The following is a 17,021-nucleotide window of genomic DNA, read 5'->3' as shown; positions in this document are numbered from 1 at the left end:
AAGCCCATGACTCAATGGAACATCCAAGATATTGTCACAGCATTACAGCAAGCACGTAATGAATGGCGTACAAAACAGAAAAGTCTTAAAGATTTTGGTGGGAGAGAATTACCCTCAAAAGAAGAAATCAAAAAAATCATGAATGATCTATGTGGAATTTTATTTCCTATGCGTTTAGGACCACATGACTTACGCCAACAAAGTGAAAATTTTTATATCGCACATACACTAGAAAAAACGTTGTATGCTTTACGAGAACAGGTGAAATTAAATCTAAGCTATGATTATAAATATAAAAAGCAGCAGGAAGATGTTGAGGCTGCAGATATTCTTGCACAACGTTTAGTGACTGAGTTTGCACAGAAATTGCCTGAGTTACGCCGTATTTTAGATACAGATGTTATCGCTGCTTATGAGGGGGATCCTGCTGCACGCAGTGTTGATGAAGTTTTACTGTGCTATCCGGGTGTTTTAGCGATCATTTACCACCGTATCGCCCATGAGTTTTATAAAAAAGATTTATCTTTATTAGCACGATTAATTGCTGAAATTGCGCATTCTAAAACAGGGATTGATATCCATCCTGGTGCACAAGTCGATCAAGGTTTCTTTATTGATCATGGAACAGGTGTCGTGATTGGTGAAACCTGCATTATTGGTAAAAATGTCCGTATTTATCAGGCAGTGACTTTAGGTGCAAAACGTTTTGAAGTGGACGGTGATGGTCGTTTGCAGAAAGAGTATGCACGTCATCCAATCGTTGAAGATAATGTGGTGATTTACGCAGGTGCGACGATTTTAGGGCGTATTACCATTGGTCAAGGCGCAATTATTGGTGGGAATGTATGGATTACACAAAGTGTGCCTGCCAATAGTGCGGTATCGCAAAGTTCAGCAACCAAATCGAAAGTTTAGTTTGCATTAAAAATTCCAATGTCAATTGTGGCATTGGAAAATTGATCTATTAAAAGAATACAATACACACGTCTATATTTTTCATTACTTAAAGTCAACATTATCGTTATTCTAAAATCGCTCATTTATCCTTACTCTAAGGTAGAGATCCATTCAGATAAATCTTCAATATCAACGCTATATTTTTCTAAAAAACTGACTTGAAAAAGAAACATTTAGGGCGCATATTAGTACTGAAATTTATCTTGAGTGTTTTAGTAAGCTTTTGAAAAATATATTAAATAATTTAAAATTGGTGTTGAAATCTAAAAAAGCGTTCCCATTTAATATTCAAGTACAAAATTTGTTGTGAGGAATAACAAGAATGCGTTTTGAAAAATTTACAAACCGCCTACAGCAAGCGTTATCAGATGCACAATCTTTAGCGATGGGCAAAGATCATACAGCCATTGAAGGAATTCACATTCTTTCAGCGTTATTAGAAGAACCTTCTAATCTCAGTTTATTGCAACAATCAGGTGCAAATTTACCTGAACTTAAAAATAAACTACAACAAGCACTCAATGATGCACCCAAAATTGGAACACCTACAGGTGATATAAACCTTAATCCTGAGGCGGTACGTGCGCTGAATTTAGCAGATAGTTTTGCGCAAAAAGCTGGGGATGAATTCCTGTCTACCGATTGGGTGATATTGGCACTCGCTGAAACAGGCGCAACCAAAACATTATTAACAAGCGTAGGTGTAACAACTGACAAGCTACGCAAAGCAATTGAAAATATTCGAGGTGGCGAACAAGTTATGGCAAATAACCATGAAGATCAACGTGATTCGTTAAATAAATACACCATTGACCTGACTGAACGCGCATTGTCAGGCAAGTTAGACCCAGTGATTGGTCGTGATGAAGAAATTCGTCGTACCATTCAAGTATTGTCACGCCGTACCAAGAATAACCCTGTATTGATCGGTGAACCTGGTGTAGGTAAAACCGCGATTGTAGAAGGTTTGGCACAACGTATTGTCAATGGGGAAGTGCCTGAAAGCTTGAAAGGTAAACGTGTTTTATCACTTGATTTAGGTTCTTTACTTGCAGGTGCGAAATATCGTGGTGAGTTTGAAGAACGCCTAAAAGCAGTGTTAAAAGACCTTGCTAAATACGATGGTGAAATCATCCTATTTATTGACGAGTTACATACACTTGTTGGTGCAGGTAAGGGTGATGGTGCAATGGATGCGGGGAATATGTTGAAACCTGCATTGGCACGTGGTGAGTTACGCTGTGTTGGTGCAACAACATTAGATGAATATCGTCAATTCATTGAAAAAGATGCAGCTTTAGAGCGTCGTTTCCAAAAAGTCTTGGTTGATGAACCGAGTGTTGAAGATACCATTGCGATTCTTCGTGGTCTTAAAGACAAGTATGCAACCCATCATGGTGTACAAATTCTTGACTCAGCCATTATTGCTGCGGCGAAAATGTCGCATCGCTATATCACAGACCGTCAATTGCCCGATAAAGCCATTGACCTGATTGATGAAGCTGCATCACGTATTAAAATGGAAATTGACTCAAAACCTGAGCCACTTGACCGTTTAGATCGTCGATTAATTCAACTCAAAATGCAGTTGGAAGCAGTGAAAAAAGATGAGGCATCGGTCAGTAAAGCTGAAGTTGAACATCTTGAAAAACAAATTGCTGAAGTTCAGAAAGAATATAGCGATTTGGAAGAAGTGTGGATTGCGGAAAAACGCTTAATCGATGGTACAAATCAAGCTCAGATTGAACTTGATAAAGCCCGTACAGCCTTTGAAAAAGCACAACGTGAAGGTGACTTGGCAGAAGCAAGTCGTTTGCAATATGGTGTGATTCCTGAGTTACAAAAACGCTTGAATGAAGAAGAAGTTGCGGAAGTCAATGAAGAACCGAAACTGATCCGTACCAAAGTTACTGAAAACGAAATTGCTGAAGTGGTCAGTGCTGCAACGGGTATTCCTGTATCGAAAATGCTGCAAGGTGAACGCGAGAAATTGCTTCATATGGAAGAATTCTTACATAACCGTGTGGTGGGTCAGGATGAGGCTGTGGTTGCGGTGTCGAATGCGGTACGTCGTTCGCGTGCAGGTTTATCCGATCCGAATCGTCCAAGTGGTTCATTCTTATTCCTTGGACCGACAGGTGTCGGTAAAACTGAGTTGACTAAAGCTTTGGGTAATTTCCTATTTGACAGTGATGATGCAATTATTCGTATCGATATGTCCGAATTTATGGAAAAACATTCGGTGAGCCGTTTGGTCGGTGCGCCTCCAGGTTATGTGGGTTATGAAGAAGGTGGTGTGCTAACTGAGGCTGTACGTCGTAAACCTTATAGCATTGTATTGTTTGATGAGGTTGAAAAAGCACATCCCGATGTATTCAATATTCTTTTACAAGTGTTGGATGACGGTCGTTTAACGGATTCACAAGGTCGTTTAATTGACTTTAAAAATACCGTGATTGTGATGACTTCAAACTTAGGTTCAAGCGATGTACGTGAGTTGGGTGATGGTGCAACGGATGAAGAAGTTCGTGCGGTGGTGATGGGAGCAGTTTCACAACATTTCCGCCCTGAATTCATCAACCGTATTGACGAGCTTGTGGTTTTCCATTCGTTGAAAAAATCACAAATTCGTGGCATTGCCGATATTCAGTTGGATCGTTTACGTTCTCGTTTAGCTGAACGTGATATTGGGTTGACTGTGGATGATCAAGCATTCGATATCTTGATTGATGCAGGATTTGATCCTGTGTATGGTGCGCGTCCTTTAAAAAGAGCTATTCAACAACAGATCGAGAATACTTTGGCACAACGTATCTTGGCAGGTGATTTTAGCGCAGGTGATACGATTTTGATTAGTGCTGAAAATGGCCAACTTGATTTTTCTAAATTAAAATTAAGTTGATAGATTCACTGAATATGCCATAACTAAAAGCCAATCACTTTCGAGTGGTTGGCTTTTTGATTAAAAACATGGAAGTCAATAAAAATGCCAAATCAGATGATTTGGCATTTTTTAAGATTTTAAAAAACTAGTTGATTTTCTTAAAAAGAAAATCATTTAATATATATTTAATATAAAATACAAATACTTAAAAAATTATATGAAATTTTGCAACTAATTTGCAACTAAATAAGCAAAAGATGGATTTACCTTTACAACGATAAGAAAGCGTTAATTATTGACCTTGATAGTTGTAATCAATGGATGAGCATATTTCTTTGGTATCTGCATCCCATCAACTATATGAGCCTATACCATTTTAAAAGATGCTTTGTTTCTGATATGTGCTGATAAAAAAGGAGGCTTTAACTTAGTAAAATAGATATACTCACCAGGAGTTTACTATGAGAAAAAAAAGATTTATACAGCAGAATTTAAAGCTGAAGCAATAAAGGCCATTGAATAAAAAAAGGTTGGGACATTAGCAGGAACACAGCAATATTCACTCGATTTCTTTGCTCCAGTATGGCTATCCGCAATCATAAACCCTCTCGGAACTTAATCGTTCACTCAGATAGAGGAAGCCAATATTACAGTAAAGAAATATCGGAATATGCTTGAAACATATAGTTTCGAAGGCTCAATGAATAAAAAGGTCTTGCAGAATATATTCCTCATACAATAATGCGCTGATTGAGAACTTTTGGGGAATATTAAAAAATAAATTGGTTCATCATCGAAACTATCAAAACAAGAGAAGAAGCGAAAGCAGATATTACAAAATACATGGAGCTATTTTATAATCAACGAAGAATTCAGAAAGGACTGAATTTTAAGACACCAGATCAAACAGCATAGGACTTTTACAAGTTGGCTGGGTAGAATCTCCCAAGTGGAAGTCTCCTGTTATTTCAGTATACATCACTTGTAATAGTAACTAATAAATCATTAGGATTGATATGAGTGGAAACCTTAAACCAGCACATGCTGGTTATCGCTATCAAGATATTATTACTGCATATTTTTTTGTATTAGGAATTATAGAAAAATTTGATTCAGTTACTGTTGATAAAAAACAATTAGACGATGACAGATTCGATGACTTACAAATCATAAAAAAAGAGGGATTTAAAACTAGAATTCAAATTAAACATAGTACAGATGCTAATAAGCCACTCGCTCTTTCTGAATTTACTAATAAAACGAGTACAAACTTAACTATTGATAGATTAATTTTAACTAATAAATTAGCTACTGAACCAGCAGATGAGTATCGACTATGTGCTACTTGGAATGCTCCATTAATTGAGGATAAATATCACGACTGTTTAATAGAGATAGCAGGAAAGCCTATTTTTGATGCTATTACTTCAAAAATATATCGATTAGATTATGAAAAAATATGGCCCAAAAATCAGACTCCTTTATGGAAGCCACTAAAAAATCGAACAGATTTTAATAGATCAGACTTTATCGAGTTTTGTAAAAAATTTGTTATCGAGCTTGAGCTACCCCATGCATCAAGCGATTTATTTTCACCTAGTCGCATTGAAACTGAATTACTAACGCTCTTACATGAGAAGATAGGAATTGGCCAATACCCTAATAGTGAGCGTAAAGTAGAGGATGTTGCAGCCTTAGCAATCGCACTTGCAACTTGGGCAAGATCTAATGAATCTAAACTTGATACTCAAGAGATTATTAAGCATCTTGAAATAAGAACAGATTTTGGCAGAGTTTCACAAGCTTTTCCATTAGATAAAAAGTACTTTTATGATCGGCCTATTTTTAGAGAAAACATTTTAAATTTAGATAGCGACAATAATTTCCATATATTGATTGGTCCTCCTGGATCAGGTAAGTCATGGGAATTAACTAATTTGTCAGAAGTTTTGAAAGAAGATGCAATTGTTGCACGACATTACTGTTATTTATCCCCTAATGATGAAATATCTGAAAGAAGGGTTACTACAGATGTATTCTTTGCTAATTTATTAGCTGAATTACAAGATTCAATTCAAACGCCATTTAGTTCAAAGATTGGACTTTCAGCAGATTTTTCAAATTTTGAAAATGCCTTAAACGAATTAGCTTCTCGGAGTGAAAAGGTCATTTTAATTATTGATGGCTTAGATCATATTTCTAGAGTTAAGTCAGCATCATCTAATCTGAATGATAATGAAACAGATATAATAGAAAGGCTATCATCTTTAGATATCCCAAATGGGGTAAAGCTTATATTAGGTACGCAACCAGGAGAACACTTAGACCCAATTTTAAAACGAAGGGAAAATGATGTTTCAACTTACTGTATACCTGATTGGACTCTTCAAGATACAATTGAACTATGTAAACTACATGAATTAGAAACTTTATTCTCAGAGCATGGCATTGAAAATCATAATGAAATTTTTAGTTTACTTGCCCAGAAAGCTAATAGTATACCTCTATATGCAAGGTATTTATGTAAAGGGATAATTTCTAATTTAAAACAAAATCCGACTGAAAAGCCTGAAGATTGGTTAAACCAACTGCCAATTATTAATGGTGATATTAAAGTCTATTACAAATATTTATATGAAAAAATTTCAGATGAAGGTCGTTTCGTTGCAGATTTATTTGCAGTAATTGAATTTGCTATTACTGAAGATGAACTTAAGGAAATGTATCCTCGGCATCTAGCACGTCATGTATCTGCTGCCCTAAAGGTATTTGAACCTGTATTTGTCCAAATTGAGGCCCAAGGTGGACTCAGAGTATTCCATGAAAGTTTCCGAAGATTTATTAGAGAAGAACTCAAAGAACAGGGAGTTAATTTAGTAGATATTCTAGATCCAGTGATTGATTGGATGAAGGATAAAGGTTTCTATGAAAATGCTAAGAGCTATCGATTTTTATTATCTGCCTTAAAAAATGCAAATAAATCGAATGAAATTTATGACTTAGTTTCATTTGATTTTGTATCTACAAGTATTAATTATGGACATACCGTAGATGCCATCCAAAATAACATTGCTATCACAGCTGATATAGCTTCATACGATCAAAATTGGGCAATCTTAGTAAGATGTAATGAGTTACGTCGCGCTCTTCATACATACGAGCAAGAGCGATTAGGAGGTAAAGATTATTGGTTAACATATGGCAGGCTTTTTGGTCATCAAGCTTTATCCGAAAGATTACTTTTTGATGGTCGACCTACATTAGATTATTTAAATGGCATGCAAGCATGCTTGATTATTGATGATATGAGAGGTATTGCTCCATGGAGAGAATACATTAATCTTGAAATGTCTTATGAGGATGGAACTTATTCACCTAACTACTTTGATCATTTAGCACAATTAAAAACTTCAGAAGAAAATAACTTGGCACTAGTACAAGGCTATTTAAGCCTAGGTTTAGGCTTTAAAATATTAAGAAAAATTTTAAAATATTTAAATCAATTTAAAATAAATCAAGATGTTCCTATTTATTTTATTAAATGTTTAGCGGATCGTTTGGCGAAAAATAATCTAGTTAAAACAGTAGTTCGATTAGCAGAAAAATTTAGCAATTCTAAAGACCCAAATCTAATTGCATATGGGTTATATTGGGGATTGGCTGATTTCCATAATCAACAAACTTGTTATTCTTTAGCTAGAGAATATGCGGAATGCGCATTAAACCTGACAACATCACCTATTCTAATTTCACAATTATTAGATTATGGAATAAATTTAAATAATCTAGTCATTGATAGAAGAAAAATTTTTTCTATAGATTTAGGTTTAGATGGCTATCCAGAAAAAAATAATTTGAAATTATGGGTATCTTCAATCAGGGTATTAGCTCATTCCGATCAACTTTATAAAGTATTAAATCTAGAACTTAGAAGAATTAGAGGTATGGGGTGGTATCGATGTTGGTTAAAATTTGCTATCAACGTGTTTTGTGCAGAAAAAGCAGAAGATTATAATATTAAAGAAGTTTTTAATATTCTTTTGGAGGAAAGCCGTCCATTTGTTGGAAAACCAAGAGCATGTGATCTATATGCAATTCATGGGACTATCAGCTATACAATAGAGTTAGGATTAAAGCTAGTAAAAACAGAGGATGAATGGGCTCATATTTTAGAAGTACTTAAACAAGTTAATTTAAACACTACAACAAGACTTGATAGAGAAGTTAATGGACCAGTTTCAAGTGATGTTATTTTCAATCTACTTGAACCTTATTCCAATCTAGAAAACATCAATAGATATATTTTAGAAGCTTTAAAATCGGAAATTGAGCATATTGAAAGTAATGGAACATATTACTCAACTCATGCTGAACTAAAGTTAAAATACACTCAAATCCTTCTAAATCATAATAAGACAGAGGCTAATAAAGAATGGAAAGATGTGGGTATATATTTAGCTAGCTATGGTTATAGAAAAGATATAACCCTTTTTGAGATAATTGATACTGTTTCTGTAATCTCTCATAAATCTAAAAATGAGTGTTTACTAGCCTTAGAAAAATTACAGCCATTAATTTCATCTGTATTAAGACATACAGATGGTAGAAGTACTAAGCATACACCGAATCGTTGGTTCAAAGAGCTATTGGATATTGATCCTGAAGCTGCTTTAAATGTGTTAGCAAGAACAATTGTTGAGGAAAACTTTCATGAAAGTTGGCCAACGATAGAGGCTCTTAAATTAGTTGCTAATAAGCTACTAGATCAAGCAAATCCGTTAATACTTGATAGTTTATGGCAAACAATACCTTTTGAAATTGAATATGAAAATGATGGCCTTACAGCAGCAAAAGAACGTCTAGAATGTATACTGAAATTAAATACTCTCTATCCTGAATTTATAGAAAATAGACTACATTTATTAGCTGCCCAAATTTTTAATGATGTTTACAAATATAATGAAGATGCTATTAGAGAGTTAGAGTTAGTTTCAAGTAATTTTGGTTATCCAATTAAATGTAAGATAAGACCCACAAAAATTTCTAGCTCAACCAATTATTCACGAAGGGATTCACTTTCTAATGTTAATTCTGATTATATTTCTCCTGAAATAGTTCCACATCCACCAGAGGATGCCACTCTTGGAGATATAATTAAATGTATTAGGTTTATTGAAAAATCAAAGAACAAAAATTATCAAAAACTTAATGTCTATCTTTCATATAAATTGCAAGAGCTAAGCATAGAGGGGAATAAAAATGATGCTGAAAGAATTCTCTTCTTCTACGGCCGAGAGGTTTTTTCCTGGTCGGAAGATCACCCTTTAGCTAGCCTAGCCCAAGGCCTTGAATATGCTGGACTCTCAGACTTAGCAACTATTGCCTATACTCTAGCTTATATGAAATCTAGAGGAAATGGAGGATGGAGTAGTATTGGCGGTTCTAAGCAGAAAAATTTATTACTAACTGCTAAAAGTCTTAATGAGGATTTAACAAGAAAGGTATTTTCAGAGGAATTAGGAAGAAGATTAAAATATACAGATTACGGTGCAGGTATCACTGAAAGTTTGATTGAAAGATTAAGAGATTGGGGGTATTACACTGAAGCAATTGATTGTTGGCATGAGGCTTTTAGCGTCATAGAACATCGTCTAACTTTAACTAAAATCTCTCATTATTTTGCTGAATATAGATCTTCTGATCCAATTGAACATGATATAGATGAGAGCTTAATTTTAATAATTTTATTGAGATTATCTGAACCCAGAAAATCTAGAAAACTTGCAACGTTAACAAGTTTTACTAGCATTTTAAAATATTTACCTAATCTTTTATCTAAACCATTAACATGGTTTGCTTGTAATAGCACACCTACCTCCTCATTACTGCTAATTTTAGAAATTATATTCTTCCTTGAAGATAAACCTTTTACTTTAAGTAAAGAGATTAAGGATATATTAGAAATATATGCAAATTCTTCTATATGGGGTGCTCAAGTCATAAGCCGTTCTTTATTAGATAGAGCAGGACTAAGTTATGAAACTTATAACACTATAAATGGTCATTCTGGAAGCAACTTTCAGACCTATTTATCTAATCCATATATTATGGAATTAGATCCAACTAAGAGCTTAGAAACTTTAAGCTTATATGTTCCTAGTTTACCTTCAGAAATAGAGTCTTTTCTAGATGCAGAATTGAAGAAAAATTTCAATATGGAATTAATGAGTGAAACTATTGAACTCATTCATGGTAGATCAAGAGATGTTACTCCTCCTGTAGATGGACTTACTTGGATAGAAGAACTATTTATTGCAGAGTTGAACAATTGTGGGCAAGCCCTTCAACAAGATTTAAAAGCAGAAGGTCTATGGACATTAGAAACAGAAGAAAAGCTCGTTTTACATACGTTACCTAACATAGAGTCACATTTAGGAATCCATCAAAGTCGGGTAACAAGACCAGCATTACCTCTTCCAAATGAGCTAACAAATGGAATAAGCCCTATTACTATTCTTAAGAATGATCCAAAGTATGAAAATTGGGTACAGTTAGCTTGTATGGAAACTCAATATATTAATGAAGAACATAGTTTTTCAAGACCCAATAAGCTGATTAAGAATATATCTGGTCTTTCATTAATTCCTCAATTATTTATGATTCCTAAAAATTTTATACCATTGAAAGATGGTATAGAAAGTTTGTGGTGGACCAAGGATATTGGAACAACAATCCGTATTGAAGGTACATTGAATCCTCTAGTTGGGATCTCAACTTTCAATGATCTACTGGGTCGAAATTTTATATTTACTCCACCAGCTGAACTATTATTGATTGAACCAAATTATGTACCCGCAGATTTTAATGAAAAATTTTGCTTAAAAGACTCTCAAGGACAGGAGTTTCTTAGATTAAGATCCTGGGAAGTACGTGGAAAGCAAAGAGGGGCTGATACATACACATTGAGAGGTATGGACTTAATAGTACATCCTAGAATATTTGATGAACTTAATAAGATGTATCAATCAAGCCTATGTAATTATCAGTATATTCAGAGTATTGATATTTAAGCACGTTAAATTTGTACATTTAAGAGATTGGTGTAGGGCTCTATTGCCAAATCAATAACCTCTTAAGTATCTACTTATATTTTAACTGGATAATTTTTTCCTTCGTTAAGTTATTGTAAGATAAAATAAATTTAAGTATTTTGTATGGTGTTTATTATGTTAATTTTAAAAAATTTAATAGTAAATTAAGCTAAGATTGAGACAATAAAGTAGATAATTCAATGACACTTATCACTTCTTTTATAAATCAGATTATTCTTAACATAGATAAAAGGCAGACAACTCTAATAAAAAATGAAATCAAGAAAATTGATCATTTAAGTAATATTGAATTTAGTGACTCAACCCAAGATCAAAAATACAGTATTAACGGTAACAGATAAGTTATTCAATAACTTGAATTTATTAAATAATGACATAGAAGAGATTACTAAACATAAGATCAATTTTACCGAGTTCTTTAGAGTTATCCGCTTTTCGAATGAAGCTAAGTTTTCATTATTTTGGGAGCATATTCAGTTGGTTGATAATCTTAATAATGATTTAAATCAGCAGAATTTTAATAAGTTAAAGATTTTTTTCTCTAATTTAGGATCTTTAAAAATTCAAGATCATACTTTAGATGATTTTTGGAAAGAAAGTATTAGCCTTAATCAGTGTAAAGGGTACAACGTTAAACGCACAACTAAACGCACAACTAAACGCACAACCAAACGCACAACCAAACGCACAAGAGAAAAAATCTGAAGACATTGAAAACCTTGATGATGAAGTTGAGCAAACTTGCATTTCAAGGGACATACGCGCGCGAACAAACGCACAATATGTAAGAGGCTTAATCAATAGCACAGTAATTGCAGTACTTTTACTCTAGTTTTTACTACCTCCCGATCTGCACCGCTTTGGTCTTTCCATTTCCGTGTTCTTAAAATGCCCTCAATATAGACTTTACTGCCTTTTTTAGGTACTTGGCTGCAATCTCTGCCAATCGGTTATTGGTACTGATTCGATGCCATTCGGTGTGTTCTTTACGCTCTCCAGTGGCTTTGTCTTTCCATTGCTCAGTGGTTGCTATGCTGAAATTGGTAATACTGCCACCATTGGGGAAATTCTTTGTTTCAGGGTCACGACCTAAAACACCCATTAAAATAACTTTGTTCACATTTGGTATTGTTCTAAATCTCTAAAACTCTCTCAGAATGTCAATTTTTCATGGGTAACGTAGGTAACATGGGTAACATCCTTGCTATGACAGCGTTTCAGGGTGTTACCTACTGATTTTTTAATAGGTAACGTGGTGTAACATGGGTAATAAGCGATAAAAAATTAAACTCAGTGTTAATAAATTCTTAACGTGTTACCTTTGTTACCTCTCCATTTTTACTATAGGTAACGCCCTCAAAGCCTTTATTTATAAGGTTGTTACCTGTGTTACCTCTGTTACCTCGTTTTTTTAGGCTTCCCAACTAAAAATAGCTTCTTTAACGGCATAAACCTTAACGGCATTTTTCTTTGATGGGATTCTAACTGTCTTACTGGTCTTGCCTGTGTCATGCTCTAAGAGTTGCTCAAGCAATAAAGCCTTTGCTACTTTTCGGTTGTCATGTCCTTTGCATACTTCATTTTTGAACTGTTCAGGCAATACAAGAAATAACTTTTCACCGTTCTCGATCTTCCAGTAACCCACACGGTTAATGATTTTTTCGATTTGGTCAGGGTCAGGGGTGATAGATTCAAAACGACTTGATTCATTTGCCTCAAAGAATGCCTTAACATGTAAAATATATTCTTTGGTTTGGTAGTTCCCGACATATTCAAAGTCATTGACCCAAGCATTAAATACGTCTTTTACGGCGTTAAATGCTGTACCAGTTTGCCATCCTGTAATGCCTGCTTGTGTAGCGAGTTCACCTGCAACGGCAATCAAGGCAAAGGCATTTGCAACACGGACAATATGACCTTGATTGTGTTCTGCTACCAATTCACGATGATATTGCTCCAATAACTGCTTAGCCTGCTGCATGACAGTGTCTTTGTCTTGGGTGAGGTATTTCAGCCATGCCATGCCTGCAACGCCATAGAACTGATTGGAACGCTCAACCAATACCCTTGATTGTTTTGCACCATCTTCGGCAAAGTCGATCTGATCAAATAAACCATATTCAGACTGATCTATATCAATATCAATCAAACGGATTTCTTGCCCTAACTTGGTCTTTTGTCCATTCTCTTGCATGATTTCTTTAAGGCTCTTTTCACCTGTAGACAGGAAAATGACTTTCCATGTATATGATGGCTTGGCTTTGATTTCCTTAGTCAGTCTTGCTTTACCTTTACCATTGGCAAGCATGTAGGCAATGTTACCCAACTCTTTAGGGTTAGCGACTTCTCCAATCTCATCTAAGGCTAAGAATCCGTCATTATGAATATATGCCGTATGTTCTAAAGCATTGCCCGTGGATTTCCATGTTTTGCAATATTGGCTAGGCTTGCCCCATACACTACAGCCGACATATAAAGCGGTGGTTTTACCTTTAGAGGATTGCCCTTTGAAATGAACGCCTGCACCTGTCTGTTGCTCCAATGGGGTCAGTAATTGCCCTGCAAAAGCCGAACTCAATGCCACGACTAATTTGGAATGAGTGCCAAGTGGCTTAGAGATATGACTTTGCCATTGTTCTAAGCTGCCTTTGTTCTGATAGTTGCTATCAATGCCTTGTGTGGTTTGATAAACAATTAAATCATCCTGTTCATGTTGTCCGATCTGCTCATTGGGCAATACAAATACATGGTCATGCCATCCAACACGGTCAACACATAATGCCCTTGTATGGGTCGGGTAGCTCATCAAATAACTTTGTAATAAATTTCTTGCTTTGCCATCGGGGGCAATGATGACCCCTTGATAAGCCAAAGCCTTGCGGAGTTCCACGCCGTCAGATTGGAATAGCTCCATAGATAGGGCTTGTGTGTGCTTTACACCGTCAGCATCGTACCATTCAAGCAAACGCCCCCATGCGTTATTGGTGGTGTCCCTTGTCTGTGCCAATACTCGAATCGGACTGGAGATATAGCGTCTATACTCATCATCTTTGGTCTGTTCGATGTAATACAAACCACTGTCTAAAAGATGAAATACACCATCACCATAACGAAATGGCTTGGCTAAATGTCCTTTAGGCAATGCTTCGAGTTCAGGCAATTGACTGATTGCCTCATGAATAAATGCTTGCACTTCGGCAGCATCATTTTCTTTAATCAGCTCAGTAAAAAACTCGCTTTCACCATATTGTTGATACTGATTAAGTAAACGGACAGTCGTGTTGTATTCAAGTTGTTTGAATGGCTCTAGCTGCATCTGTTCAGGTCTGACAGGCATGTATAACTGTTGATAGCCTGCTTTAGATAACTGCTGAATAACGTACTGTATTTTTTCAAAATCAAACGGCTTGAGTTCCGTTAATTTCTTACTGGTGAGATTAGACAATACAACCAACACAACGGAAAACGGCTGTAATGGTGGCTCAAAACCTAAAGCAATACTGGAGGCAAGTTTAAAAAATGCCTCTAAGTTATGAGTGATGATGACAGGTTTATCCTGGTGCAAGTCACCATAGCTTGCAAAGCCTTTTGCCAATCCATCAGGCATGACTTGAATACGCTGTTCATTCTGCAATACAGCACATTGAACAAGCTCAAGCTGTCCATTGATGATAGGTAGAATCAAAGGCTGTTCATAGGTCACGCCGTTAATGTCTACCTTGCATTGATCAACATAAATCGGCTGTGATGGACTGCCAAAGTGTTCAATAATAGGATGGTTTAAATATGTGTCGTCCGATGGATTAAGTACCGTACAATTTGCTAGAATCAAATCGGGTTTTAGGGCGGTATCATTCATAGTGATACCGCCTTTTTAGTAACTTTAGATTGGGTTTTAGTCACGGATTAAGCCTCTATCATTACACTTACGGCTTGACTTTGCTATACGTTCAGCAATCCAAGCGTCAATCTCTGATTCTAGCCAAGCAACACGGCGTTCCGATATTTGAATAGCTTTAGGGAAGTTACCTTTTGCCATTTCTGCATAGATTGAAGATGCACCAAAGCCAGTTTTTTCCTGTACTTCTTTTCGGCGAATTAGGCGATTTTTTTCAGTTTGTTGCGATTTAGATATAGTCATCTAAACATTCTCCAGTAATGGAAATGCCTAGACACAAAAATAGGAAAGTAGGAGTATTTAACTTTTAAACTAAGTTTTATCAGATAGATATAGCATTGTATTGGTGTTCAATACATTCAATAAATAACTATGGTCTGCATCCTTAAGGAAACAAGATGTTTACTTTAAACCAAAGGTTTACTATAGTTCCAAATATAGGCTAATTATAATTAGCCATATAAAACTTAATTTTTAAGCTGTTTACATTTCTAAGTTCCTTTAGGTTTGTGTCTTGTCGGACATAGTTTAAAAATATCGACATGAAAGAATTGGCGTTCTGTCATGTCATCCAAAAGAGTTAAGAATTGGCGTTCTTAGCTCTTTTTTATTATCCATTGATTGCTTTCGCATTTATTACAACTCAATGAACATATTGAGATACTACAATATTTAAAAAATTATTCAAATAAAATTACATATAATTCAATTAGTTAAAATTAGGTAAAACCTAATAAAACTAGTTAAAATTAGGTAAAGGCTAATAAAGCCAGTAAAAAAATTAGTTATAACCTAATAAAGTACTAATCAAAAAAAACAACTCAATTAATTATTTCATTTAAATTCAAAACCTTAAAAAACAATGTTTAAAAAGAAAGCATCTGATTAAAAATAGATAATTAAGCTGATTTATTTGTATTAAAAAAGATCAAATTAGGTTCATAAATTACACTAAAAACAAAATCGCTCCATTTCTGCATCATCTTTTTACGCTCATTGGCATACTCAGCTTTATTGTAGACAGCACGTATACCCGTCGCTTTATGGTTTAGACATTTTTCAATCACATCAGCATTAAAACCTTGTTCATTTAAAATGGTACTCGCCGTGCGTCTTAGATCATGAATGGTGAAATGTTCTATATTAGCTTTTAACATGGCTTTTTCTTGTGCGCTGTTCAGTGTGTTGTGTGAAATAGGGGAGTGATTAAACCGTCCTGCGAATATATAAGGACTTTCACTGTTGATCTGCTGCAATTTTTTCAAAATATCAATCATCTGTTCAGATAAATAAACAACCATTGATCTTGTTAAACCGTTGTTGTCTGACTTTGGATTGGGGACTAGCCATGTATTTTGTTCAAAGTCGATGTGTTCCCATTTCGCATTGGTCAGTTCTGATTTTCTGAGTAGTGTAAGCAAAGAAAGGAGTAACCCAAGTTTGTAGCTTTCCTGAATTTTTGGCATTTCAAAAAGAGTGGTGTAGAACACTCGTATTTCTGCAATAGATAAGTGACGGTTTCTTGGTTTTGCTTTATAGACATGCTTTGCTTGAATAGCTAGGACTAGATTGTACTCTGCTAAGCCTTTTGTAATGGCATATTCAAACATTCGACTAAGTAAGCCGCGAATTTGCCATGCTGTAGGGTCTTTGCCCTCATCTTTTTTCTTCCAAACAATAGAACGTATATGCTCAATAGTAATTTGATTAAATGCTAAGTGTCCAATGACTGGATATATATCATTGTTTAAATACAACTCTACGATTGTGGTTGTGGCACGATCTTTAAGGACAACTTCCTTAATATATTGCTCACCATAATGTCTAAAGGTGATTTGATTTTTTGTGATTTTTTCTTTTTCTAGTTTTGGTGATATGCCTTTTGCAACTAGCGAGGCGGTTTCATCTCGTATTGCTCTTGCATCTTTTAAAGAAATATCAGGGTAACGACCTATCGTTAAGCGTTCTTGTTTTCCATTATATGTGTAGCGATATAACCATACTTTGCTTCCAGTCGGTTTCACTTCTATAAACAAGCCGTTATTTAGCTTGTCCTTTGCCATATAGCGTTTTTCAAGTGCTTTAAAAGCATCTATTTCTCTTGGTGTTCCAAAAGAATATCCGTTGTCTTTGGGCATAATATTTTAGGTGCAAAATGGTTGGTAAGTTA

At 35.2% G+C, this 17,021-nt stretch carries 7 protein-coding genes and 2 pseudogenes; 5 read left to right on the top strand and 4 right to left on the bottom strand.

The features are described from left to right. The first annotated feature begins 6 nt into the window (after window positions 1–6). From epsC to HUV91_RS06680, 5 genes and pseudogenes are all read left to right on the top strand, one after another. Complete coding sequence (gene epsC / locus HUV91_RS06700; RefSeq protein ID WP_130072688.1) at window positions 7–915, top strand: serine O-acetyltransferase EpsC; 909 nt, start codon at window positions 7–9, stop codon at window positions 913–915. A 364-nt stretch (window positions 916–1,279) separates the two neighbouring features. Next, a complete protein-coding gene (clpB, locus tag HUV91_RS06695; RefSeq protein ID WP_130072684.1) occupies window positions 1,280–3,859 on the top strand; it encodes an ATP-dependent chaperone ClpB in 2,580 nt (859 codons plus the stop codon). Window positions 3,860–4,420: 561 nt separating this feature from the next. Then, window positions 4,421–4,756, top strand: a pseudogene (locus HUV91_RS06690) (IS3 family transposase); the annotation flags it as partial. Between the two features lie 101 nt (window positions 4,757–4,857). Next, window positions 4,858–10,911, top strand: a complete 6,054-nt coding sequence (locus HUV91_RS06685; RefSeq protein ID WP_174492929.1) for an ATP-binding protein — start codon at window positions 4,858–4,860, stop codon at window positions 10,909–10,911. 336 nt (window positions 10,912–11,247) lie between these two features. Continuing rightward, entirely contained in the window at window positions 11,248–11,658 is a 411-nt protein-coding gene (locus HUV91_RS06680; RefSeq protein WP_174492928.1) for a hypothetical protein, read from the top strand. Window positions 11,659–11,759: 101 nt separating this feature from the next. Here HUV91_RS06680 and ssb read toward each other — a convergent pair. From ssb to HUV91_RS06660, 4 genes and pseudogenes are all read right to left on the bottom strand, one after another. Beyond that, a pseudogene (gene ssb / locus HUV91_RS06675) lies at window positions 11,760–12,082 on the bottom strand (single-stranded DNA-binding protein); the annotation flags it as partial. Window positions 12,083–12,364: 282 nt separating this feature from the next. Next, window positions 12,365–14,812 (bottom strand): DUF927 domain-containing protein, encoded by a 2,448-nt coding sequence (locus HUV91_RS06670; RefSeq protein WP_174492927.1) that lies wholly within the window; start codon window positions 14,810–14,812, stop codon window positions 12,365–12,367. Between the two features lie 36 nt (window positions 14,813–14,848). After that, complete coding sequence (locus HUV91_RS06665) at window positions 14,849–15,094, bottom strand: helix-turn-helix transcriptional regulator (protein WP_174492926.1); 246 nt, start codon at window positions 15,092–15,094, stop codon at window positions 14,849–14,851. Window positions 15,095–15,750: 656 nt separating this feature from the next. Then, complete coding sequence (locus HUV91_RS06660; RefSeq protein WP_174492925.1) at window positions 15,751–16,989, bottom strand: tyrosine-type recombinase/integrase; 1,239 nt, start codon at window positions 16,987–16,989, stop codon at window positions 15,751–15,753. Between the last annotated feature and the right edge of the window lie 32 nt (window positions 16,990–17,021).

The sequence above is a fragment of the Acinetobacter sp. Marseille-Q1623 genome, assembly GCF_902809895.1.
Taxonomy (GTDB): domain Bacteria; phylum Pseudomonadota; class Gammaproteobacteria; order Pseudomonadales; family Moraxellaceae; genus Acinetobacter; species Acinetobacter piscicola_A.
This window is presented reverse-complemented; position numbering and strand designations above follow the sequence as displayed.

What these genes read in the sequence shown, in the direction of transcription:
- epsC (WP_130072688.1), top strand. Translation starts at nt 7, where the DNA reads ATGACTCAATGGAACATCCAAGATATTGTCACAGCATTACAGCAAGCA.
- clpB (WP_130072684.1), top strand. Translation starts at nt 1,280, where the DNA reads ATGCGTTTTGAAAAATTTACAAACCGCCTACAGCAAGCGTTATCAGAT.
- HUV91_RS06685 (WP_174492929.1), top strand. Translation starts at nt 4,858, where the DNA reads ATGAGTGGAAACCTTAAACCAGCACATGCTGGTTATCGCTATCAAGAT.
- HUV91_RS06670 (WP_174492927.1), bottom strand. Translation starts at nt 14,812, where the DNA reads ATGAATGATACCGCCCTAAAACCCGATTTGATTCTAGCAAATTGTACG.
- HUV91_RS06665 (WP_174492926.1), bottom strand. Translation starts at nt 15,094, where the DNA reads ATGACTATATCTAAATCGCAACAAACTGAAAAAAATCGCCTAATTCGC.
- HUV91_RS06660 (WP_174492925.1), bottom strand. Translation starts at nt 16,989, where the DNA reads ATGCCCAAAGACAACGGATATTCTTTTGGAACACCAAGAGAAATAGAT.